Origin of the sequence: Pseudorhodoferax sp. LjRoot39, assembly GCF_964253035.1 — a bacterium.
In the GTDB taxonomy this organism is placed as follows: domain Bacteria; phylum Pseudomonadota; class Gammaproteobacteria; order Burkholderiales; family Burkholderiaceae_C; genus Pseudorhodoferax.
Genome location: NZ_CAXUQL020000002.1, coordinates 187616 through 208792 on the forward strand (window position 1 = coordinate 187616; position 21177 = coordinate 208792).

The 21177-nt window shown below is 66.3% G+C and carries 20 protein-coding genes, 1 pseudogene and 1 other annotated feature; of the genes and pseudogenes, 4 read left to right on the top strand and 17 right to left on the bottom strand.

What is annotated here, in order from left to right; all coding sequences use genetic code 11:
• Positions 1-2: 2 nt before the first annotated feature.
• The 3 genes and pseudogenes from ACSQ4M_RS36010 to ACSQ4M_RS36020 all read left to right on the top strand — a co-directional run.
• Positions 3-2452 (top strand): annotated as a pseudogene (locus tag ACSQ4M_RS36010) (error-prone DNA polymerase); the annotation flags it as partial.
• Between the two features lie 46 nt (positions 2453-2498).
• Positions 2499-3724, top strand: a protein-coding gene (locus ACSQ4M_RS36015; protein ID WP_157086564.1) for an IS3 family transposase whose coding sequence is annotated in 2 segments (ribosomal slippage) — positions 2499-2787 and positions 2787-3724 — 1227 coding nt in all. Because the reading frame shifts where the segments join, the coding sequence is not laid out codon by codon here.
• Positions 2777-2893: a sequence feature (AL1L pseudoknot), on the top strand. Its footprint overlaps the gene before it by 117 nt.
• Positions 3725-3815: 91 nt before the next feature.
• On the top strand, positions 3816-4382 hold the full coding sequence (locus ACSQ4M_RS36020; RefSeq protein WP_436194306.1) for an OB-fold nucleic acid binding domain-containing protein: 567 nt from the start codon (positions 3816-3818) through the stop codon (positions 4380-4382).
• A 28-nt stretch (positions 4383-4410) separates the two neighbouring features.
• Here the strand turns inward: ACSQ4M_RS36020 and ACSQ4M_RS36025 are convergent, their stop codons facing one another.
• From ACSQ4M_RS36025 to ACSQ4M_RS36035, 3 genes are read right to left on the bottom strand one after another with little or no spacing between them, the layout of a single operon-like run.
• The gene (locus ACSQ4M_RS36025) at positions 4411-5319 is read right to left on the bottom strand and encodes a hypothetical protein (RefSeq protein WP_436194307.1); all 909 of its coding nucleotides are present in this window, start codon (positions 5317-5319) and stop codon (positions 4411-4413) included.
• 12 nt (positions 5320-5331) lie between these two features.
• Positions 5332-5922: a hypothetical protein gene (locus ACSQ4M_RS36030; RefSeq protein WP_436194308.1), complete on the bottom strand. Its 591-nt coding sequence runs from the start codon at positions 5920-5922 to the stop codon at positions 5332-5334.
• 25 nt (positions 5923-5947) lie between these two features.
• On the bottom strand, positions 5948-6703 hold the full coding sequence (locus tag ACSQ4M_RS36035) for a DsbC family protein (protein WP_436194309.1): 756 nt from the start codon (positions 6701-6703) through the stop codon (positions 5948-5950).
• Positions 6704-7032: 329 nt separating this feature from the next.
• Here ACSQ4M_RS36035 and ACSQ4M_RS36040 point away from each other — a divergent pair, with 329 nt between their 5' ends.
• Positions 7033-7320, top strand: coding sequence for a hypothetical protein (locus ACSQ4M_RS36040; RefSeq protein WP_436194310.1), 288 nt, complete (start codon positions 7033-7035; stop codon positions 7318-7320).
• A 9-nt stretch (positions 7321-7329) separates the two neighbouring features.
• On the opposite strand, the gene ACSQ4M_RS36045 is transcribed toward ACSQ4M_RS36040, so the two are convergent.
• The 14 genes from ACSQ4M_RS36045 to ACSQ4M_RS36110 form a co-directional block, all read right to left on the bottom strand.
• Complete coding sequence (locus tag ACSQ4M_RS36045) at positions 7330-8973, bottom strand: conjugal transfer protein TraG N-terminal domain-containing protein (RefSeq protein ID WP_436194311.1); 1644 nt, start codon at positions 8971-8973, stop codon at positions 7330-7332.
• 16 nt (positions 8974-8989) lie between these two features.
• Complete coding sequence (locus tag ACSQ4M_RS36050; RefSeq protein WP_436194312.1) at positions 8990-9406, bottom strand: hypothetical protein; 417 nt, start codon at positions 9404-9406, stop codon at positions 8990-8992.
• On the bottom strand, positions 9403-10764 hold the full coding sequence (locus tag ACSQ4M_RS36055) for an integrating conjugative element protein (RefSeq protein ID WP_436194313.1): 1362 nt from the start codon (positions 10762-10764) through the stop codon (positions 9403-9405). Before ACSQ4M_RS36055 ends, ACSQ4M_RS36050 begins: the two co-directional genes overlap by 4 nt.
• A gap of 38 nt (positions 10765-10802) precedes the next feature.
• Positions 10803-12230, bottom strand: a complete 1428-nt coding sequence (locus ACSQ4M_RS36060; RefSeq protein WP_436194314.1) for a TraU family protein — start codon at positions 12228-12230, stop codon at positions 10803-10805.
• Positions 12227-12712, bottom strand: a complete 486-nt coding sequence (locus ACSQ4M_RS36065; protein WP_436194315.1) for a DUF1525 domain-containing protein — start codon at positions 12710-12712, stop codon at positions 12227-12229. The genes ACSQ4M_RS36060 and ACSQ4M_RS36065 overlap by 4 nt, the downstream gene beginning before the upstream one ends.
• Complete coding sequence (locus ACSQ4M_RS36070) at positions 12705-15632, bottom strand: conjugative transfer ATPase (protein ID WP_436194316.1); 2928 nt, start codon at positions 15630-15632, stop codon at positions 12705-12707. The genes ACSQ4M_RS36065 and ACSQ4M_RS36070 overlap by 8 nt, the downstream gene beginning before the upstream one ends.
• Complete coding sequence (locus ACSQ4M_RS36075) at positions 15629-16159, bottom strand: TIGR03751 family conjugal transfer lipoprotein (protein ID WP_436194317.1); 531 nt, start codon at positions 16157-16159, stop codon at positions 15629-15631. The genes ACSQ4M_RS36070 and ACSQ4M_RS36075 overlap by 4 nt, the downstream gene beginning before the upstream one ends.
• Positions 16146-17735 (bottom strand): TIGR03752 family integrating conjugative element protein, encoded by a 1590-nt coding sequence (locus ACSQ4M_RS36080; RefSeq protein WP_436194318.1) that lies wholly within the window; start codon positions 17733-17735, stop codon positions 16146-16148. The genes ACSQ4M_RS36075 and ACSQ4M_RS36080 overlap by 14 nt, the downstream gene beginning before the upstream one ends.
• Before the next feature lie 19 nt (positions 17736-17754).
• Positions 17755-18783 carry a TIGR03749 family integrating conjugative element protein gene (locus ACSQ4M_RS36085; protein ID WP_436194319.1) on the bottom strand — a complete coding sequence of 343 codons (1029 nt, stop codon included), beginning with the start codon at positions 18781-18783 and terminating at the stop codon, positions 17755-17757.
• A 9-nt stretch (positions 18784-18792) separates the two neighbouring features.
• On the bottom strand, positions 18793-19563 hold the full coding sequence (locus ACSQ4M_RS36090; protein WP_436194320.1) for a PFL_4703 family integrating conjugative element protein: 771 nt from the start codon (positions 19561-19563) through the stop codon (positions 18793-18795).
• Positions 19560-20015 carry a TIGR03750 family conjugal transfer protein gene (locus tag ACSQ4M_RS36095; protein WP_436194321.1) on the bottom strand — a complete coding sequence of 152 codons (456 nt, stop codon included), beginning with the start codon at positions 20013-20015 and terminating at the stop codon, positions 19560-19562. The genes ACSQ4M_RS36090 and ACSQ4M_RS36095 overlap by 4 nt, the downstream gene beginning before the upstream one ends.
• Positions 20016-20022: 7 nt before the next feature.
• Positions 20023-20436: an integrating conjugative element membrane protein gene (locus ACSQ4M_RS36100; protein ID WP_436194322.1), complete on the bottom strand. Its 414-nt coding sequence runs from the start codon at positions 20434-20436 to the stop codon at positions 20023-20025.
• Positions 20437-20581: 145 nt separating this feature from the next.
• On the bottom strand, positions 20582-20818 hold the full coding sequence (locus tag ACSQ4M_RS36105; protein WP_436194323.1) for a DUF3262 family protein: 237 nt from the start codon (positions 20816-20818) through the stop codon (positions 20582-20584).
• Positions 20819-20836: 18 nt separating this feature from the next.
• Positions 20837-21166 carry an RAQPRD family integrative conjugative element protein gene (locus ACSQ4M_RS36110; protein ID WP_436194324.1) on the bottom strand — a complete coding sequence of 110 codons (330 nt, stop codon included), beginning with the start codon at positions 21164-21166 and terminating at the stop codon, positions 20837-20839.
• Positions 21167-21177 lie beyond the last annotated feature (11 nt).

Below are 21177 nucleotides of genomic sequence, written 5' to 3' on the forward strand. Positions count from 1 at the left end.
GCATGTCCAACTTCAGCTTCCTGAAGAGCGCAAGTTGGCCAGAGGAGCTCGTCGAGCGCGCGCAAAAGCTGGGCTACAGCGCGCTCGCTGTGTGCGACGAGTGCTCCATGGCTGGAGCCGTACGCGCGCACGTCGAAGCCAAGGAGCGGGGCCTGCAGATCATCCACGGCAGCCAGTTCGCGGTCGACTGCGACGCGCCTTTCACGTTCATCGTCCTGGCCTGCAATCTGAAGGGCTACGGGGATCTGTGCGCGTTCATCACGGCCTTGCGAAGGAGTTCGGAGAAGGGCTCTTATCACTTGCGACTGGACGCGATCGACCCCGACGCGCTGCAGGATTGCGTGATCCTGGTCTCGCCGGATCGGAACTCTACGGATGCTCAGTTGGAGACGATCGCGCGCTGGCTGCTGTCGAATTTCATTGGGCGGTGCTGGCTTGCGGTCGAAGCGTACCGCGTGCTCGACGATGAGATGTGGATGCACCGCATGCGCGAAGTCAGCAGGCTGACCGCGATCCCGCTCGTGGCCAGCGGCGACGTGCGCATGCATGTCCGGTCCCGCAAGCCTCTGCACGACGTGATGACCGCCACGCGCGTAGGCCGGCCCCTCACCGAATGCGGCCTGGACCTGGAACTCAATGCCGAGCAGCACATGCGCACGCGCGTGCAGCTCGCCCAACGCTTCGATGACGACCTGCTCGCAGAGACGCTCAACATCGCTGCGCGCTGCACGTTCTCCTTGGATGAGCTGCGCTACCAATACCCCGACGAGGTCGTGCCCGAAGGAGAGACGCCCAGCAGCTACCTGCGGCGGCTCGCGTACGAGGGCGCCGGGCGCCGTTGGCCGCAGGGCATTCCTGCCAAGGTGCAGGCGCAGATCGAGCACGAGCTTGAGCTCATCGCGGACCTTGGCTATGAGCACTACTTTTTGACCGTGGCGGACGTCGTTCGCTATGCCCAGTCCCAAGGCATCCTGTGCCAGGGTCGGGGCAGCGCAGCCAACAGCGTCGTCTGCTATTGCATCGGCGTGACTGAAGTCGACCCGGCCCGCATGTCCGTTCTCTTCGAGAGATTTATCAGCCGAGAGCGCAACGAACCGCCGGACATCGACATCGACTTCGAGCACCAACGGCGCGAAGAAGTCCTGCAGTACGTCTACAACAAGTACAGCCGGGACCGGGCAGCCTTAACCGCGGTGGTCATCAAGTACCGCGCCAAGATGGCGTTCAGGGACGTGGGCCGCGCACTTGGCATTGAGCTTCGTAGCCTCCAAGCCCTCGCCGACAATCTGGCGTGGTGGGACGGCGCCGAGGTGATGGCGCAGCGGGTCAGCGAGTCCGGGCTGGACATGAACGAGCTCGCCGTGCAGCAGCTGATGCAGCTGACGTCGCAGCTCATCGGCATGCCCAGGCACATGTCGCAGCACCCCGGGGGCATGGTGCTGACGAATGGCCCTTTGAAGCGCATCGTGCCCATCGAGAACGCCGCGATGCCGGACAGGACGCTGGTGCAGTGGGACAAGGACGACATCGACGCGCTGGGCCTTCTCAAGGTCGACATCCTCGGGCTCGGCATGCTGTCTGGCATCCGGCGCGCGCTGGAGTTCGTCGGCCAGCGCAAGGGCTTCGCGTTCTCGATGCAGGACATCCCCGCGGAAGACCCGGCGACCTACCGAATGATCTCGCGCGCGGACACCGTGGGCACCTTCCAGGTCGAATCGCGCGCGCAGCGGTCCATGCTGCCGCGTTTGCGGCCGAAGTGCTTTTACGACCTGGTGATCGAGGTCGCCATCGTTCGCCCAGGGCCGATCCAGGGAAACATGGTCCATCCCTACCTCGCGCGAAGGGAGGGCAGGGAGCCGGTCTCGTTTCCGAGCGAAGCGCTCAAGGAGGCCTTGGGTCGCACGCTCGGTGTGCCCATTTTTCAGGAACAGGTCATGCAGGTGGCCGTTTTGGCCGCGGGCTTTACGCCTGGCGAGGCCGATGCGTTGCGCCGTTCGATGGCAGCGTGGCGGCGCAAGGGCGGGCTCCAGCAGTATTACGAGAAGATCGTCACAGGCATGACCGACCGCGGTTACGAAGCGTCGTTCGCTCATCAGATTTTTGAACAGATAAAGGGTTTCAGCGAGTACGGCTTTCCCGAATCGCACGCGGCCTCGTTCGCGCTGATCGTTTACGCGAGCTGTTGGCTGAAATGTCACCACCCTGCAGAGTTCCTGGCCGCGATGCTCAATTCGCAGCCGCTCGGCTTCTACTTGCCATCGCAGCTCGTGCAGGACGCGCAGCGGCATCGCGTTGAAGTGCGCGCCGTGGACGTCATGCGCAGCGACTGGGACTGTGTGCTAAGGATCTTCCCGACGCCCCGGCCGTGCGGCTGGGTTTGCGCCTCATCAGCGGGTTGAAGGAGACCTCGGCGAAGCGCATGGTCCAGGCCCGCAAAGAGCAGCCATTTGAACCGCCCCGTATTTTGAGGAGGCTCCAACTTTTGAGAGGATGGAGCCATGAGGAAGTCAGTGAAGTTTTCGCCCGAGGTACGCGAGCGCGCCGTGCGCATGGTGTTCGAGCACCGCGGTGAGTACGAGTCGCAGTGGGCGGCGGTGGTGTCGATTGCCGGCAAGATCGGCAGCACGCCGCAGACGCTGCTGAACTGGGTGCGCCAACAAGAGCGTGACACGGGCCAGCGCGAGGGCGTGACCACGACGCAGACGCAGCGCATGAAGGAGCTTGAAAGGGAGAACCGCGAGCTGCGCAAGGCCAACGAGATCCTGAAGCTGGCCAGCGCGTTTTTCGCCCAGGCGGAGCTCGACCGCCGGCTGAAGTCGTGAAGGCGTTCATCGACGCGCATCGCGCCGCGCACGGGGTCGAGCCGATCTGCAGGGCACTGCAGGTCGCCCCGTCGGCGTACCGGCGCCATGCGGCCCGCCAGCGCCACCCCGAGCTGCTGTGCGCCCGCGCGAAACGCGATGCGGTGCTGATGCCGCAGATCGAGCGCGTGTGGCAATCGAACCTGCGGGTCTACGGCGCCGACAAGGTCTGGCACCAGTTGCAGCGCGAGGGCGTCACGGTGGCCCGCTGCACCGTGGAACGACTCATGCGCCACATGGGTCTGCGCGGCGTGATGCGTGGCAAGGCCGCACGCACCACGATCAGCGACGCCAAAGCGCCTTGCCCGCTGGACCGGGTCAATCGCCAGTTCAACGCGCAGCGGCCCAACCAGCTTTGGGTGTCGGACTTCACGTACGTGTCCACCTGGCAAGGCTGGCTGTACGTGGCCTTCGTCGTGGACGTGTTTGCGCGGCGCATCGTGGGCTGGCGCACGAGCAGCTCCATGCGGACGGACTTCGTGTTGGGCGCACTGGAGCAGGCGCTGTACGACCGTCGTCCGCAGCGCGAAGATGCCCTTGTGTGCCACTCCGACCGCGGATCGCAGTACGTCAGCATCCGCTACACCGAACGGCTTGCCGAGGCCGGCATCGAGCCCTCCGTGGGCAGCAAGGGCGACTCCTACGACAACGCGCTGGCCGAGACCATCAATGGGCTGTACAAGGCCGAAGTCATCCATCGGCGCAGTGCGTGGAAGACCAAGGAATCGGTAGAGCTGGCGACGCTGCAATGGGTGGCCTGGTTCAACCACCAGCGCCTGCTCGAACCCATCGGGTACGTGCCACCGGCCGAGTTCGAGGCCAACTACTATCGAACTCTTGAGCAGCAGGCCATGTCGGCCTGACTCAAGCCAACGGGCCTCCGCGAATTCCGGGGCGGTTCAATTCGATGATCCGGAGGACTTCGCACGCCGGGCAGGCCTAGAACAACACGAGATGCAACTGCTGGCCGGCGCCGATGCGCTGATGAGCTTGGCCGGCCATCGACGGCAGCAGGTTTGGCAAGCCTCGGCACTGAGGCGGCCGCCCAAGTTGTTGCACGATGCCGCGGTCGACGAAGAATTCCTCGAGCTGCCGGAGGCGCGGGAGGGAGAGGAGGTCGTGCACGACTACAACACGGTCGGCCTGACCTTGCGCAGCCACCCGCTGCTGTTGCTGCGACCAGCGTTGACCAAGCTGAAGCTGTCGCGGGCAGTCGACCTGAAGCGTGTGCCCAACGGCGGCTGGGTCCGGTATGCAGGCATCGTCACTGTGCGGCAGGCGCCCGAGACGGCCAAAGGGGTCGTCTTCGTTTCTCTTGAGGACGAGACCGGCGACGTCCAGGTCATCATCTGGCCATCGCTCAAGGAGAAGCAGCGCGCCGAGATGCTGCGCTCGAAGCTGCTCGCGGTCTATGGGCGGTGGCAACGCAAGGGCGGCGTCGCGAACCTCATTGCCCAGGAGCTCGAGGATCTGTCTTCCATGCTGGGCGAGCTTTCAACGACGTCGCGGGATTTTCACTGACCACCGACTGTCTGGAACGCAGCCCCGATCAGATGAAAGTCAAGATCGCCAGAGCCAGCATGACCACCATCAACACCGACTTGACGTTGAGGATGAGGTTCACCGTGGGCATTCGACCTCTCGCGTACTGCTTCCACAAGCCAGCAGTGCTCGCCATCATCACCATCAGCACGAGCGCGGCCACGATGGCGTAGATGGTGCTCTTCACGTTGCTCATCGTCGTGCCAGAACCCTGCTCGAATCCTTGTTCGAGCGCAGCGGTGATGGACAGGCAGTTGCCGGCGCCGTCGCGCACGCATGGCGGCGTGTAGACCGAAATCGCCGTGCCCGTACCTGCCCCGGTTCCTGGCGTGGTCCCGCCCCCCGTTCCTGGGGTAGTAGGGGTCGTCGTGCCTGCGAGACGGTCCGCCATCGAGCAGATGGTCGTGCCATTTCGATCAGCGAACCCATTGCACCGGCCACTGTCAAGCATGGTCTGGCAGTTGCCGATGCCCAGCTGCACGCACGCGAGGACCAGGTTGCCATCCACCACGCGGCCATCGAAGGTCGCCATTCCGGTGAGAGCACTTGGTGCTGCCGCCCGCAGAGCATCATCGGTCAGCCGCACCCAGGCATTGATCTGCGTCTGCAGATCCGCCGTACGGTACTGTTCGGGCGTCAGCGAGGTGTACGCCCGTATGTTGGTCCGGTTCATCTGCAGCACGCCGTAGCAGCACGAGCCGTTGTAGGCAGTGGTCTCTCCGCTGCTTTCGACACGCACGGCCAGGTTGGCGACAGCGGCCGCGTTGTCGCGCAGCCACTGGCTGGCGGTTGGCGACGCGCGCACCGCAGCTGCGATCTGCTCGGCCGTCACCACCACGGCCCAGGCCACAACCGGCAGAAAAACTGCGGCGAGAAGCCATTGGCGCGCGCTCATTCGCATGGCGTTCGCAAGCATGCGCGCATCCCTCTAGTCGAGGCGCAACGAGCGCGAGCAGCGCGACACCACCTTGCCGTGCTCCAGCGTGCGTAGATGCAGCGTCGGCTTGCGCGCGTCGTAAGCGTACTCAACGTGGTTAGCCGAACGGGGCGCGTCCTGGTCGTCGCCCCACACCATGCAGTAGCCCGAGAAGTCGCGCACGGACGGCTGTCCATTCGTGAGCCTCACCACACGCATGGGACACACCCAGTGGCTGTAGACCTGCTTGGCGCCGTTCGCAGCTTCCCGGCAAGCCTCGTAGCCGGCCCTGCTGTAGATGGAGAACATCAGCTGGGTGCTCGGCGCGACCTCCACGTTGCCGACCAGAACGGCGCTGGGGAATGGCTCGCCGTTGCCCATCGTTCCAGCGCCCGCCAGCTCCTTGGCCCAGAGCTTTTGAAGCACAGCATGGTCTTCGGCGGTCGCAGTCGCGGTGGCCTGGTCGCGAGGGGAGTTGAAGGCTGCCTCGCGCATGGTGGTCCAGGTCAGCGCGCCCTGGGCGTGCGCGGAGCTGGTAGTAGATGCCAGCAGCGTGGCGACAGCTGCCGCGGCCAGGGTGCCGGAAAGGGCTTTGGTTTGCATAGCTGTTCTGTCGATGCGCGGAGCGTCACTTGGCAGGGCGGCCACCCAGGTCCAGTTCCTGCATGAACTGCTCGGGCGGCGTGGCGCCAACCAGGCGCTTGCCGCTGGCCAGCACCACAGTCGGGGTGTTGTTGATCCGATGGCGCTCGCCGAATTTCAGAATCTCGGCCAGGCCTGAGGCGTCGCAGGCCGTGCCCATTGCCTGTGGGCGGGCGCCGTTCATGATGTTGTGCCAGGCGGCCGCGGGGTCCTGCGAGCACCAAGCCGCCCGTGCGAGCACCTCCGACGCCGGGGCAATGACCGGGTACATGAAGCGGTAGATGGTGACATCCTCCAGCTGGTCCACGAATTTGGTGAACACCCGACAGTTGGGGCAGTTCGGGTCTTCGAAGAGAGCCATCTCGCGCGCTCCGTTGCCCTTCACCTCCTTGAGGGCGTACTGCAATGGCAGGCGATCGAACGGAATGGCATGCAGCCGGTCCAGCTCGTTGGCCGTGAGGTCCTGTCGGGTCTGCATGTCCACCATCGAGCCGCCAACGAAGGTGTAGCGGCCTGTCGCGTCGACGTAGAAGATCTCGCCGTCCGAGGTCACCTGGTACAGCCCAGGGACAGGGGTGCTGGTGATCGCATCGATGGGGACCTTGCCTTGGCTGTTCGCCGTGATCGTCGCACGCAGGGCGTCGACCTGACGGGTCGTCAGCGCCTGCGACATGGCAGCAGTCGCGGTTGCCAAGCCGACCGCGAGCGCGATCTGCCGTGGAAGCTGTTGGATGGTTCGCATGATGTTGTTCCGAGGTTTGCTGGCCCGCATAGGACCTCCTGTTGACAGAACTCTAGAGGCCGCCGCGGCGAGGTGCAGCCATCAACTGTGGGCACGTTCACGGCGGTAAACGCTTGACAGCCGTTCTCTTTGCTGCTGGTGGCCGCGAAGGATGTTGAACGCGCCAAGGCGCGCACGGGAGGGATCCCAGGCCTCTCCACTGCGTGCTTTCCTGGCCGGGAGAGCCGGCCGCTCGAAGACCGCGGACGTGACACCCTGTATCAGTGCTGGAGCCGCTTCGCTCTGTCCTGTACAAACGAGGTGTCAACTGCCACAAGAACAAATCCGCCATGACCAGCAAGACCAGCCACACCCCCTATGCACAACGGCTCGCGCGCGAGAGCGTGAAGTTCGGACTACGGGTTGGAGGCACTCTCCTCAAGCACGCCGGACTTGGGCTGGTCGCTGTTCCATTTGCGATTGCAGGCCTTGGTCGCAAAGATGCGGATGAGGCCGGCGAAGACGAAGACATCTTCAACTCCGTCAATTCGAGAGCTGGCCTGATGTACGACGAGTACGACACGCCGCATATGGTCCCGCAGGACGACATTGAGCGGCTTCACAACGGCTTCATCTGAAGCGCTAGGCTACTTTCTCCGCATCGAGGCGAGAGCCTTTCCACCAGTTCTCGCCGAGGACTGGCCGGTTCCGCCCGATGCGGCCGACATTTGGCCTCTGGACACGTTGTCAAGGCCGACTCCCATGCTGTAGCCGATCCAGGCCATCATTCCGCTCCAGAGCAGCGGCAGGCCGATGAACATGGCCATCAGGACCAGGTTCAGGATCATCCGCTTGTAGCCCTGTGCTTCGCCGAGCGTCACCATCTCCTTGAGTTCCGCCCAGAACATGTTGCCCTGCATGCCCGGGTACATCGCCTGGATGATCCGCGCGTCCACCCACTGCGCGACGTACCACATCACCGCCCAGAACTTGACGGTGAAGATGGCCAGGCCGCCCAGCAGCATCACCTTCAGGTCGTAGCCGCTCAGCAGCACGATCAGCGGCAGGAACATGTACAGCCCCATCAGGATCATGGACTGGACCATGGGCAGCGCAGTGACCATGGGCACGAACTCGATGGTTGCGTCCAGCAGCTTCTTGCCCACGCCGAACGTGCTGACCGCCGCTCCAATGCCGCGCACCATGCTGGTCATCGCGTCGTAGTCGTTGCCCATGATGCGCGAGGCATCGACGAACTGCGGGTTGGCCTTCTGCTGGGCCACCATCGCAATGGCATCCGCGGCCTTGTCGGCGCTGCTCCAGTTCATCGCAGCCGTCGCACCCGCGTGCATGCGCTGCCAGATCGAGGCGTGGTTGATCATCCCGTTGCGCACGCCGTTCGTGCCGTCCATCCACCACTCCAGGCAGGTCGGGCGACCCCATTCGGGGTTGACGTAGTCGGCCTCGGGTGTACCGGGCGTGCCGCCCGCGATGTAGTCCGTGTCGCGCGCCATGTCCACGGCGAAGCCAGGGACTGGGTTGTAGGAGCGCATCGACGCATAGAAGCCGGCTTCCGTTCGGAACAGCTGGCTGCCGATCCAGTCGACGTCGGTCGGACCGTAGTCCTCACTCGCCAGGATGGCCAGGCCTGCCGCGCTGAGGGTCGAGCGGTCCATCTGTAGGAAGCGGCTGCGCGCGGGGACGAAGCATTCGCTGTAGAAGCGCTGGATGCTGTGCAGAAGCTGCGGATCTTCGATCGTCGCAGTGCGCGCCATGTCCTCGACCATGCGGACTTCGGAGACGGCGTTGCTCAAGCCGCTGCGCACGCCGCTGCTGATCCCCGAGCTGATCGACATCACGGTGAACCACCATGCCGGAACGTAGTGCAGACCACCGGAGGAGCTCATGCTGCCGTCGATCCCGTCGCGAAGCGCGGTGTCGTAGCTCGACCCCGTGCCCGAGTTCATCGAGGCCGTTTCCGGTGTGGGGTTCTCCGAAGAAGCGGGAGGCGTGTAGCGCAGGTCCACGCTGACCAGCGACGTGAACGGCGTCACGGCGAAGCACGTGATGTACACGAAGAGGGCGATCAGCAGCCGCGTCAGCGCGGCGCTGATGACCGACTCCACACCGCCGACCATGCCCGACTCCTTGGCGTCGCGCCAGACCTTGAACACGATCAGGCCGAAGGGCAGGGCGGTCAGGCCGGTCCCGGTCAGGATCTCTCCGATGATGTTGGCGAAGGCCCAGCCGTACATCGTCGTGAAGATCTCGAGGTAACTGTCCAGGCTCATGGCTGTGCGCTCCTCATTAGCCTTGGAACAGCGATCCGGCCAGCCGGAACATCTCGGCCGGCCCCATGGCCACCAGCGACAGGTAGGTGCCGAGCAGTGCAGCCGCCTTCCAGCGTGCGGCAATCACTTGGACCACTTCGTGCTCCTGGATGACGGCCCTGCGCCGGCACCAGACGACCACGGAAGGCCAGGCAGCAACGATGGCCACGCAGACCAATGTCTGGAACGCCACGCTCGCCAGTTTCCAGCGCCGCACGCGCTCGACCACGCTTTCCAGCTGGGACACTGGCTGCTGCATCAATGCGTACATCAGGGCCGTGCACGCCACGACCACCAACAGGGCAACGATGCCCCAAAGGAGCACGGCGGCGACACGACGCCCCAGCTTGGATGGGGCATCCGTCTCCTTTTGCTTCTGGGCGCCCATCCTCATGGCACCACCCGTCCATCGGTCAGCGGCTTCTTCTCCGCGGCCTTGCCATCCCGTACGCGCGTGCCCTGGCTGTCCCGGTAGAACTGGTCGCCCATGATGGCCAGGGCCGTGTCCGACGTCATCTCCTTGCGGATGCGGTACTCGAACATCAGGTCGTTCACGTACTGGGTCAGCTTGTCGATCTGCACCTGCACGTCCTCCTGCACCTTGCCCGCCTTCGTGGCCTCGGGCAGCGACAGCCCGGTGACGAGCACCGACCTGGCCACGAGCGCCTTGTCGACAACGCGGTGCATGGCCAGCTCGCTGGCCATGCGGCCCACCGCCATGGCCCGGCTGGGGGCCGGCAACTCCCGCAGGGACTCCACCAGCTGCGGGCTGACGCCAAAGCCCGCGGTCCCGAGGTCCTTGACCTTGGCCATGTCCTCGGTACCGGCCACAAGGCCTTGAAGAATGGGGCTGATCGTCGTCAGCTCGGCCTCCAGCTTCGGGCCCAGGCCGGTGGCAGTATCGGTGGTGGTCCCGGTCGGGCACGATGCGTCCTGCGTGCACAGATAGATCTGCTTGTCGCCCAGCACCGACGCGGTCCAGCTCGCCATGTCCTCGGGCGTGCCGAAGGCGCGCACCAGCCGCGAATCGCGGTACGCCGCATGGCTGGTGTAGCCGGTGCTCGGCGGCGTGTCCGTGGGCAGGTTCAACGTCGCCAGGAAGCCCGCAACGGACAGGTCGCGGATCGGCCGGATGGGGGGCGTGTTGATGCCGCCGGCCTGGGTCTTGAGCACCCAGCCGATGCCGCGCTTCTGGCCTTCTTCGCTCTTGTTCAGATCGTACTTGGCCTGGACCACATCGCCGCTGGCCTGGGCCTTGATCTTCCAAAGGTCCCCCTTGGCCATCTTGACCCAGTCTTCGTAGGGGTCCTGGCCGTCCTTGATCATGGCCTCCATCTCTTCGCAGGTCTTGAGCGCGTTCGCCACCATCAAGTCCGCCTTCTGCGAAAAGTTCTGGAACAGCTGGTAGAGCCCAGGCTGCGCGCGCTGAAGGATGTACAACGGCAGCGCCGCAATGCCGGCCTGGACCGCGCCTGTGATCGTGGAGCCCAGGTTGCCCAGGCCGTTCATGACGTTGCTCCACGACAGCCCGATGTCGAACTTGCCACAGGAGTAGTTCGTGCGCAGGTTCACGCCGAAGCCGAGCCGCAGCGAGGTCTGGCCCCGGTTCACGGCGCCCCCCATCGGCGAGCCACCACCAAGCCGGTAGTACAGGGAGGAGTTGGTCACAGGCTGCGCGTGCACCGCCGGCGCGGTGGCGATCGCCAGGGCCGCTGCCACGGCGCCGAAGGCAATGTGGATCGGTCGTTGCATAGGGAGACCAGGTCGAGATGGTTGGATCGGCATGCGCATCACGGCACCGCGAACAGAAAGATGGGAGCCGCTTTCGAGCAGCATTCGTAGCGGTGCCAGAGGTTCCAGACGTAGCCGTTGTTGCCGGAGGTCTTGTAGTCGCCCCACGAGCCCACGCCCAACGAGTCGTTGGCACCGAAGGTCATGCAGCCGGGCTCAGCGATCGGGTGGACGGCCTGCCACTTCGGATCGGCCATCTGCGCGAAGTAGCGGTAGTTGCCGCCCTTGGCGTAGAGCTTCTTGTAGATGTGCGGCTGGGCAGCGCGGCGAACGATCGAGCCGACACGGTTTGCCATCACGGCCGAGGCCTTGCGCGGGTGCGACTGCACCAGCTCGCCCATGCGCGGGTACTCGCCGCCCCAGGTGTTGATGAGGCTGTTGCCCACCTCGTCGATGCCCGGGACCCAGCTGCCCGGGTACAGCAGTTCCAGCGGAATCTTGCCGCGCCAGAACGGGGAATCTAGCTCAGAGTGGTACTGCAGCGACATCATCCCGGAGCCACCGGGACAGATGTATTCGGACAGGCCACGGCCGCCGGCGGTCATGGCGCTGTTGATCATGTCGGACCAGGACTGGTTGCCTGTCCCGCCACCGCCTCCCCCGCCAGTACTGCCGCCCGTCTCGCTGCCACTCTCGCCCGTGGTGCCACCGCCGTCGCCAGTTCCAGAGCCGGTGCCGCCACCCATGTCGCCAGTTGACGACGAGAGCATGCCGCCCAGGCTGCTGATCGAGTCCATGGCCCCGCTCAGCATGCCCGGAATGTTGGCCAGTTCCCCCAGCATGGCGGACGGGTTCATCGCCGTGGCGCGCGCGCCCTCCAGCACGCCGTTGGCGAGGTTGACCGGCACCGACGCCCACATCTGCATGATCCGCGGCAGTTCCTGGCTGGGGAAGTTCATGAGCTCCTGCGCATCCGGGTACTCCCAGGTCGTGACGCCGCCCATGAACGCGCCGACGGGGTTGCCAAACGCGTCCGCGCTCTTGAACGTTGCGATCTCCTGTGCCTCGCGCGCTGTGTCGCCAGAGGAGTCGAGCAACGACCCCATGAAGCTCGATCCGACCCCCGTCATGATCCCGGCGACGGGCACGCCAACGTCGGCCCACGGATGCTGCTCAGGCGCGCCATAGGTGCTGACCACCAAGTCGGGGATGTAGTGCGACACCCTGATCGACGTCTTCACCGAGCAGCCGAAGATCGTGCACTTGAGCCAGAAGCACACACCCGTTACGCGGTAGGCTAGGCAACTTGGTATGGCTGAGACCGTCGCGCCCATGATGGCCGCCGTGTTCGTGCTCGACAGCTGGGCCACCGCCGGGCCGGATGCCAGCGTGAAGAGCGCCGCAGCGGCAGTTGCCACAACCATGGTGCGCGAAGCAGCCGATCTCTCGCGCTGGGTGCGCGCGCTGGACATTGCAGGGATGCTCATGGCCGTCTCGCCCTGGAAGCCTGGTAGTGCTGCAAGGCCACCGCCACGTCGGTCACGCCGTACACCACGGTCCGGTTGTTGATCACCACCGCCGGAATGCGGTCCAGCCGGTAGTAGTTGGCCCGGTTGATGGCGTTTGCGGTCGCGATCGCCGCGGGCGTGACCTCGCGCTTGACGCGCGCCTCGTTGTTCTTGAGCCAGCGCCGTGCTTCAGCCTCGCCGCCGCGCGGGATCATCTGGTCGACCGCCTTGGTGGCGATGTCCAGCTGGTCCATCCGATGGACCGTGATCTGGTAGCCCTGCGGTGCAGGCGGCAGTGCCACCACCATGGCCGAGTTGACGAATACCTCGACCGACCTGACGGGCGCCGCTGTGGACTGGGCAGCAGCAGGCGCTGCCACCGCCGCGGCCAGGGCCGCAGTCAGGATCGTGGCCGCCATGCCGGCGCGCACCGGTGAGGCGTGGGACCAGGAGTCAGACATTGATCCCCCGATTGCGCGAGATCTCGTCGGCGACCAGCATCGCAGCCTGGAGCTCGTCGCAGCCATGCTTCTCCATGAGGCGGCGGCGGTGCGCCTTCTCGTCGCCCTCGGTCATCGCCAGTGCCAGAGGCAGCGCCGGCGGGACGTTCCGAAACAGGAACTGCCCCGACGCCGAGATCATCACGCCCTCGGTGTACTGGTGCTTGGCCTTGCGCGCCGACTCCATCAGCTGCTGCTGCTCGGAGGTCAGGCGACGGAACCGGGTGACCTCGGCGGTCTCCTTCTTGTCCATCGTCAGCAGCATCCAGAACTCGCACATGGAGAGCACGCGCGACATGCTGTCCGGGAAGTCGTCCAGGTTTTGCGTGGCCAGCCAGAACCACATGTTGAGCTTGCGCCACATCTTGGTGCCCTTCGTCACCTTCGGGCCCAGCAGATCGTTCGTGGTGATCAGGTGGGCCTCGTCGGTGAGCATCACCAGCGGGCGGCCTTCCATCTGCTTGGCCTCGCCGCGCGACTGCACGGCGTCGATCAGCGAGGTGTAGGCCACGGCCAGGGCATCGGCGTAGCCGTCGCGGGTCAAGGTGCCCATCTCCACGAGCGTGACGTCGGCATCGGGCCAGTCCTCACCCTCCCGGTTGAAGAGCGTGCCGCGCAGTCCCTGCGTGAAGGCCATCATCGATTGGCCCATGTCCTCAGCACGGTTGCGGCGCGCCTCGGAGAGTGAAGCATCGCCCTGCAGGGCCATCAGTTCGCGAGCGACGTCCTGGACCAGCGGGTGGCGGCGCAGCTCCGTGCGGGCGCGCTGGGCCGCCTTGATGATGGAGCGCGTGATCAGGTAGCGGTCCGCGCGCGACATGCGGTCCTCTTCCTTCTTCTCGCCACCCGTGATCATCATGATGGCCGAGATCAGCATCTCGCCCAGGTAGTCGCGCTTCTCGTCGCCTTCGTCTTCCTCGTCGTCGCTGGCCCGGCCGGCCAGGTCCGCGTCGATGGCAGGCGCTGCCGCGGCAGCCTCGCCGTTCACGACACCGTCGATCGCGCTGTAGGCCGTCATCACGTCCGGGTCGTCCAGCAGCCGGAAGGCATAGACGAAGGGCGGCAGCGACACCTTGGAACTGCCGCTGAGGTTCACGAAGTGGGTGCTCAGGCCCATCGCCTTGCAGTACTGCATGAGCAGCGCGAAGGACTTGCCCGCATCGACGATGACCATCCGCGGCCGGTGGATCGCCATCGTGGACAGGCACAGGTAGTTCAGCGTGGCCGACTTGCCCGCGCCCGTCGGGCCCATCACCAGCATGTGCGCGTTCTTCTTGCGGTCGCGCGGGTCCAGCGGATCCACCCAGACCGGCTCGCCGCCGCGGTTCCAGAACCACATGCCTGGGTGCCCCGTCCCGCGCGCTCGGCCGTACAGCGGCAGCAGGGCCGCGATGTGCGTGGTGAAGGTCAGCCGCGAGCGTCGCATGTTGCGCTCGTCGAACGCCGCGTCGAAGTTGAACGGCAGCGCGCGCATGAACGCATCGAGCGGCACCAGGTCCTGGCGCGACTCGATGAAGCGCAAGCCAGTGGGGACCAGCAGCGCATTGACCGCGGCGACGGCGTTGTCAAGTTCCTGGATGTCCGGTGCCGCCAGGTACAGGGCCACGAACATCGGGAAGAGCTTGTCGCCGACCTGCATGCGCTGCAGCACCCGCTCGCACTCGGAATGGGTCTCCATCGCCGCCGCCGTCTTGGCACGCGAGGCCATGCGGGTGCTCTCGACGTGCCGCTCCACTAGGAATTGGGGCCGGATCGTGATGGTGAACGACAGCATGCTGCCGGGCGGCATCCGGTCGAAGCGCGCGTAGTGCTTGCCACTGCTCTCGAGTTCGGCAGAGAAGTGGCCCACGGACGGCTGGCGATGCAGGTTCTGCAAGGTCAGCACGCGCACGGGATGGCCGTCGAACACGAACAGGCCCTGCTCCTGGTCGCTGTAGGGCTCGGAGAAGTTGAGCAACTCGGCTAGGTCTGCGCCCAGGATCGGAGCGCCGTCCTGTCCCGCGCTCGGCGCATCGCCGGGGTAGGGCGCCTGGCGCAGGAGCGAAGTGGCGTCGGGAGCCCACTTGGTCGCGCGGTTGAAGAACGGCAGCAGCCATTCGTAGAGGTCCTTGCCAGTGCAGCGACGGACCTTGACGCCTGCCTCGCCCAGGGTGGACTCCATGGTCACGGCCAGGGCTTCGAGCTGCTCGTTCGCCGGCCGCGGGTCGTCGATCACCTTCGCGTCGAACCGCTTGTAGATGCAGCAGCGCACGCGGCGGATCTGGCCGCGCCAGGGCTGGTCGGTCACCTCCTGGTCGTGGAACAGGCCGCCCGGTGTCGAGACCTGCTTCAGGTGCGCGCGCATCATCTCCACGAAGGACTGCGTGACCTCGGAGTTGAGCACCTCCTCCTGCCGCTTGGGGTCATGCCGGTGCTGGTGCTTCACGTAGTCGAGCCAGGCATCGCCCAGGTGGTCGATGTTCCGGTCGTCGTTCACAAAGAACTGCACGATCCAGGGCGAGGCCATGGACTCGGGGATGGCCTGCAGCACCTCGGCCACCTTGGAGCAGTACTCGGCCATCTGGGCGTCCGTCTGCGCCTCCGACGGGATGCTGCCGAGCTCGAACATGACGCCCATGGACTGCCCGTCCTTGAGCACGAAGATGCGGTCGGTCGGCCGGTACGCCACGTAGGGCAGGAGGTCCGTGAAGGACGGTGGGCGCAAGGCCATGCGGCGACGCTGGCCGACTGTCCCCTTGTCGCCTCGGTGCTGGCCCTGCGGCGCATCCTTGGATGCCGCCGCGCGCTCATTGGCGGCTTCTGACTGGGCCTTGTCCATGCCAACGGCATCGCGGTCGTTCGGCAGCAGGCGGTGTACGCCCAGGAGGTCGAGCAGGCTCACTTGGTGCTCCCGTCCTTGTTCGCCGCCGGGCGCGGCGGCACCGGGCTGCGCACCAGCTCCGACTCGATCTCACCGGGCAAGGCGTAGAGGTTGGCCTGCTCGTACATCGGGAACACGGTCACGTACCCCGGCACTGGGTACTGCCCGCGCGCCAGGTGCGGAAACACCACCATCACCAGGTCCAGGTTCGGCACCCGCGCGAAGCGGTTGCGCATCGGCTCCAGCGCGGACCAATAGCGCTGCGTGTCGGTGTCGCCGACCTGCACCGGCCGCGGCGCGGACGCGCTGAGCAGCCGGTCGCGCGCAGACGCCCGGTCGGCGGCTGCGCTCTGGCCATCGATCTCGCCCTGGCCACGGTAGACGTCCAGGACGGTGGGGCTGCCCTTCGTGACCGCGTTGATGGGGGATTCGCGCGGGCCGCTGACCGAGCAGCCGGCCAGTAGGCCAGCCAGGACCAGCGCGCCAAAGAACGGGGCGCGGGCAGGCATCGCCGGGCGATGGACGGTGTTCGGATCATTCGAGGCCATGGCGTGCTCCTCTGGAGGTGATGCTGGAAGGGTTCTGGGCGCGGTGCACCAGCAGGCGTGCGTCCGGCACCTTGTCGATGCGGATCTCGGTGTCAAGGTGGATCACCATGCGCTGGCCGGACGGCGTGACGACCGCGTCGAAGCTGTTCTTGAGCCGGGCCAGGAGCCACTTGCTGACCTCGTCCGATGCACCCGCCACCGCCTGGCCCAGCGCGTAGCTACCGACCGATCCGGTGATCGTCGAGCTCGTCGTGCCCAGGCTGGAGTTCTGCGATACCGTGCGCTGGGCATCCGAGAAGGCCTGGCCTGCCACCTCCAGCGTCTTCATGCCCACGATGTCGGTCAGGTAGGCCGGCGCATTGGTCACGAACTTGCCCGAGATACAGGGGTTGCCGTGCAGGTCGCTGATGTAGCCCAGGTCGGTGCTGCTGCCACCGCTGCTCGTGCCCGTGCGGACCGTGCCCTGCGAGCCGCCGCCGCGGCGCGTCGAGACGGTGCGAATCGACCCATCGTTGAAGACGAACGTGAGCGAGCGGACCTTGCCTTCGCTGCACGACAGGGCCATGTCGCCGATGGCGATCCCGGACACGATCATGCCGGCCAGGTCGTCGGGCAGCTCGAAGGCGTTGGCAGCCAAGTTTTCTCGGCCGACCACGGCCTTCCACTGCATCGGGTCGGTCACCCGGCCGTCGATCGGCACGCGGCCGATCAGGCTGGTCATGGACACGACGCCGGCCAGGGTGGCGTTCTCCGGGATGGTGTAGAACGGCACCGTCTGCGGCTTGTCCTGCGCTGCGTGTGCCGCGCGGGCGGCGGTCCCGCCGGGCGTACCGCCAACTTGGCCACCAGCACCTGCCACGCCGTTCAATCGGACGTACTGGGAAGTCGCGACACCGGTGCGCCCCTGGGCAGGGCTCGTGTGCAGCGCATAGCCCATGGGCGGGCGCACCTTGTAGACCACACTCCCATCCGGCACTGGCTCGTTCGGATCGACGCCGTCGCCCGGCCGCGGCGCACCGCCCGCCGCACGCGTGCCGGGTGTGGGGCCCGGGCCTGCGCCCATCTTGGGCGCGGCGATCGGCCGGGGACCGCCGCCGATCTGGTCCGCCATGGTGGACGCACGGTCGAAGGCCTTGGAGAACACGTCCAGAACCCCGGGCTCGGGCTTCGCGGAGGGTGCGATCGTGCCCACAGGGGGAGGAGGCTGTTGCTGGTCCTGGGGCGCCGGCAGGGCGGCCGAGGCCGTTGGACCGTCGACGACCGCCTGGGGTCGGCCACCGGGGCGGTTCCGGTCCTTCTCCATCTCACGGCGCAAGGCCTTGTTCTCTTCGATCAGCTGCGTCGCCGTCTCTCGGAGCTCGCGGTTGCTGGCGACGACGGTGCTCAGCGTCTCCTGCGGGGTGTCGCGGTCGGCGCCCTTGGTTGCCGGCAGCTCTGCCTTGGGCACGCTCTGCATGATGGGACCGGCTGCCGGCTTCTGCGCGCCGCTGGTCATCTGCTTCCAGACGATGGTGCCCACGATGGCGACCGCCACGATGCCGAGCAGGGGGATGAGCTTGTTGCGGGTGATGGCCATGGCGTACGCGTTCCGGGCCTTACTGCAGGCAGGATTCGAAGGAGCGGTCGCAGACCAGGTACACCGCCGTGGTGTCCGTGTCAGACCCGGCGGCGCCGATGCGCCCGTGCTGGGCCGTGGCCGCGACCCAGCGGCCGCGCACCTGTTCCAGCGGGATCTCGATGGGCAGGCTGCTGCGGTTGGTGATCCGGACAGCTGTCACGTAGAGCGGACCGGACTTCCACTGCCCCAGGGGAACCATGTCCGCATTGAGCCCGCGGATCAGCCGCGGCACAGGATCGGTCGCCACGGCGACCTGGTTGACGCCTGGCGTGGCCCACGCCAGGCGGCGCGGTGCGTACAGCTGTCGAGCAGCGTGGCGGGTCAACTGGACCATGTCCGCGCTCGGTGCCTCGTCCTTCTTGGCGTCGTCGCTTGCGGCCGCCGCGCCGGCCTGTGGATCGAGCACGGAGACTTCCAGCTCGGGCAGCTTGTCGCCGGGAGAGGCCACGAAGTCGAAGGGGACCAGCTGGCCGGTGTCGATCAGTTCGGCCACGATGCGGATCGGCGTGAACGGCACGAGCGCGGTGACGTAGGTGGTCGTGCCGATGGTTTCGATGCGCGCCACCTGGTCCATGTCGGTCGGCAAGTTCAGGGCCGCAGGCGCGGGCAGCGTGATCAGGCGCTCCTTGCCCACGGACAGCTGCACGCGCACGGGCTCACGCTGGAACACGGCGCGCTCGACGCCTGCACCTCCCAGTCGGGCCACCCGGCGGACTTCCCCTGCGCCCGCCGTTTGCCGGCGTGCCGCCTGGGCGGCTCTTTGCGCGGGCGCAAGAGAGGCGGGCCTCGCCTGGCCAGCTGCGGCTTGCTCGCTGTTCTGGATCTCTTCGCCGAGGTCGACGCTTGCAGTGCGCTGTTCGCCTGCTGGCTGCGCTTGCACGAGGTCGGGCGGCACACTGTTGAGGCTCAGCTCCTTGAGCTGCTGCGCACCTACAGCCAATGGCAGCATCATCCCCAGTGCGGCCAGCAGGGCTGGCGCGGCCCAGTGTTTCTTCGTCTTCGACATGGCGCGGCCTCAGTTGTTGAGCAGGGTGCCAACCTCGCCCTCGCCCAGCGGCGTGGCGTTCGGCAGGTTCAGGGGCTCCACCGAGGCGGGGATCGGCGGCACGTGGGGCTCCACGGCCTTGGCACCCGGGGCTTGGCGGATCTGGGCCTCGTCCAGCCGCGCGGGGCGCTGGCTGCCGTAGCAGTCGATGGCCATCTGCCAGTGGTTGCGCTGCCGGTCCACGTCGAAGCGCACGACCCGGATCGGGTAGCGGATGAACACGTCCTTGACTGCCTGGCCGCGGTAGGTTTCCTGAACCTGCAGGTCGAGGAACACCGTCCAGCCTTGGCCCGAGTCGTCGGCGACGACGCGGTTGGCCTGGTAGCCCAGGCCCGGAATCTCGCTCATCTGCCTGGTGCGCTGCCGCAGCTCGCCGGCCTTCTGGCGCGTCTGCAGGTCCGAGGTCAGCTGGCTGATGCAGCGCGGTGTGACGTAGTTCTGCACCCGGAAGATCTGGGTGCCGTAGTCGGCTGCCCCGTCCGTGGCCCAGCGGTTGACCTGCTGCCACACGTAGTAGCCGAACGCATACACATTGGCCGAAGGCACCGCGGACTCGCCGTCCGACACCTTTACCGTGCTGGGCGTGCTCACCGCCGGAAGGACATGCACGTTGATGTTCTTGGGCACTTCGCTGGCCTTCCAGACACCCGCGACGCCAAACATCGCCACGATGCCTATCGCCCAACGAAGGTGGGCGTTGTGCCGGCGTTGGGCGGCCAACGCATTGAGGTATTCGCTCATGAAGATGTGGGGTGCGGTGTGGACGGCTGCGCCCGGAGTTCAGACTTAGGCTTGAGCGGGCTGCTCAACGACAGGTGCAGAGAGCGGCCGAGGCTCCAATAGCCTTCGTGTTGTAGGAAGCGGGCGCGCTGCATGCCGCGCTGGACCATCCACAGGTGGATCGCATGGCCGTAGTAGCCATCGGGTCGGTCCCGCTTCATGGCCTGCAGCCGCAACGACGCGAACCACAGGGTGAGGATGGTCGCCACCAACGCGACCAGCAGCAGCTGCCACAGGCCCGTGATGGCGACCAGCAAGCCCATCGCCATGCCATACGCGAGCATCGACGCCAGGCCGATCCAGGTGGCCTCCGTGGAGGTCATCCCGTTGAGGATGGCCGGCTCCACGTTCACACGGTCGGTCAGCGGCACTGCTGCACGCGTGGCGTCGGGCGCGATGGACTCGTCGGTCATGGCGCGATCAGCCCATCGTCGAGATGGCGTAGGTCCCCAGCGCGACGATGATCACGCCGGAGACCATGGCCATGCCGAAGTACTCCTTCATGTCGCTGATCTGGGCGCGGCCCGTGGAATAGTCCTTCCACTTGCCGATCAGGCCCATCATGGCCTGCAGGAAGAACCAGCCGGCGATCACGAGCACCACGATGCCGATGATGGCCTTGAAGATGGCCCCCATCTGGCCAATGATGTCGCCGTTCTGCACCGTGGTGCCGTTGACGCCTTCGGTGGGTGTCACCAGCGTGGGCAGCTCGGCGAAGGCCGGGTGGCATGCCAGTGCCACGAAGGGGACGAGGGCGGCGTGGTGGGCACGTTCGCGGATGCGCGTGCACGCGCGCGCGGTCAGCGCGCCGAGGGATTTCAACCTGCTTGTCATGAGAAGCTCCAAGAACAACCTGCGGGAACGTACGCGCATGCCGGAGAAGACAGTGCGCACAGCAGTACCCGCGCAGGGACCGGGTACCGCGTGACGAAAGGGAAACGGCACGGGCAGAAGGGACGTATGCACGCGGCCATGCGGCTCAGGCCCAGCCCAGGACCGCCACGATCAGGACGACGATCAGCGCGACGCAGAACAGGCTGAGGATGGAATCTGCGGACTCCTGCTCGTTGGTACCGTAGGCCTCCATCACCTTGGCCACCAGCCACATCGCGAAGGCGAGGGCGAGCGCACCGAGGATGGTCGTGATCGCAACCCGCAGGCTCGACGGCAGGTAGCCCGCGCCGGCTGCGAAGCCGCTGGCGATGTTGCTGTTCATGGCCGATGACCGCGCTCGTCACTGCCGGTAGTCCCCGCGCAACGCAGGCACAGGCCGCGGCTGGCGTGGAGCGTCCGCGTGCTGCTGGATGCCCACTTCGATCAGTTGGAGATCGCGCTGCAGCCAGTCGTAGCGGAACTTCACGCGCTGGCCGGTCGGCGCCTTGGCCGCTGCGGCGGCCACGAGCGCCCTGACGTGCGCGATCTCGTCGGCGATGCGCGCGAGGTTCTCGCGCTCGACGTCCTCCTCAATGGCCAGGGCAGCGCTGCAGGCGGACAGCGCGAGCGCGCAGCAGGCCACGCGCAGGGCCGGGCGTGACGGGCGCTGGCCGCCGGGAATCTTGAACATGCGAACCTTCT

What these genes read in the sequence shown, in the direction of transcription:
- ACSQ4M_RS36020 (WP_436194306.1), top strand. Translation starts at nt 3,816, where the DNA reads ATGCAACTGCTGGCCGGCGCCGATGCGCTGATGAGCTTGGCCGGCCAT.
- ACSQ4M_RS36025 (WP_436194307.1), bottom strand. Translation starts at nt 5,319, where the DNA reads ATGCTTGCGAACGCCATGCGAATGAGCGCGCGCCAATGGCTTCTCGCC.
- ACSQ4M_RS36030 (WP_436194308.1), bottom strand. Translation starts at nt 5,922, where the DNA reads ATGCAAACCAAAGCCCTTTCCGGCACCCTGGCCGCGGCAGCTGTCGCC.
- ACSQ4M_RS36035 (WP_436194309.1), bottom strand. Translation starts at nt 6,703, where the DNA reads ATGCGAACCATCCAACAGCTTCCACGGCAGATCGCGCTCGCGGTCGGC.
- ACSQ4M_RS36040 (WP_436194310.1), top strand. Translation starts at nt 7,033, where the DNA reads ATGACCAGCAAGACCAGCCACACCCCCTATGCACAACGGCTCGCGCGC.
- ACSQ4M_RS36045 (WP_436194311.1), bottom strand. Translation starts at nt 8,973, where the DNA reads ATGAGCCTGGACAGTTACCTCGAGATCTTCACGACGATGTACGGCTGG.
- ACSQ4M_RS36050 (WP_436194312.1), bottom strand. Translation starts at nt 9,406, where the DNA reads ATGAGGATGGGCGCCCAGAAGCAAAAGGAGACGGATGCCCCATCCAAG.
- ACSQ4M_RS36055 (WP_436194313.1), bottom strand. Translation starts at nt 10,764, where the DNA reads ATGCAACGACCGATCCACATTGCCTTCGGCGCCGTGGCAGCGGCCCTG.
- ACSQ4M_RS36060 (WP_436194314.1), bottom strand. Translation starts at nt 12,230, where the DNA reads ATGAGCATCCCTGCAATGTCCAGCGCGCGCACCCAGCGCGAGAGATCG.
- ACSQ4M_RS36065 (WP_436194315.1), bottom strand. Translation starts at nt 12,712, where the DNA reads ATGTCTGACTCCTGGTCCCACGCCTCACCGGTGCGCGCCGGCATGGCG.
- ACSQ4M_RS36075 (WP_436194317.1), bottom strand. Translation starts at nt 16,159, where the DNA reads ATGGCCTCGAATGATCCGAACACCGTCCATCGCCCGGCGATGCCTGCC.
- ACSQ4M_RS36080 (WP_436194318.1), bottom strand. Translation starts at nt 17,735, where the DNA reads ATGGCCATCACCCGCAACAAGCTCATCCCCCTGCTCGGCATCGTGGCG.
- ACSQ4M_RS36085 (WP_436194319.1), bottom strand. Translation starts at nt 18,783, where the DNA reads ATGTCGAAGACGAAGAAACACTGGGCCGCGCCAGCCCTGCTGGCCGCA.
- ACSQ4M_RS36090 (WP_436194320.1), bottom strand. Translation starts at nt 19,563, where the DNA reads ATGAGCGAATACCTCAATGCGTTGGCCGCCCAACGCCGGCACAACGCC.
- ACSQ4M_RS36095 (WP_436194321.1), bottom strand. Translation starts at nt 20,015, where the DNA reads ATGACCGACGAGTCCATCGCGCCCGACGCCACGCGTGCAGCAGTGCCG.
- ACSQ4M_RS36100 (WP_436194322.1), bottom strand. Translation starts at nt 20,436, where the DNA reads ATGACAAGCAGGTTGAAATCCCTCGGCGCGCTGACCGCGCGCGCGTGC.
- ACSQ4M_RS36105 (WP_436194323.1), bottom strand. Translation starts at nt 20,818, where the DNA reads ATGAACAGCAACATCGCCAGCGGCTTCGCAGCCGGCGCGGGCTACCTG.
- ACSQ4M_RS36110 (WP_436194324.1), bottom strand. Translation starts at nt 21,166, where the DNA reads ATGTTCAAGATTCCCGGCGGCCAGCGCCCGTCACGCCCGGCCCTGCGC.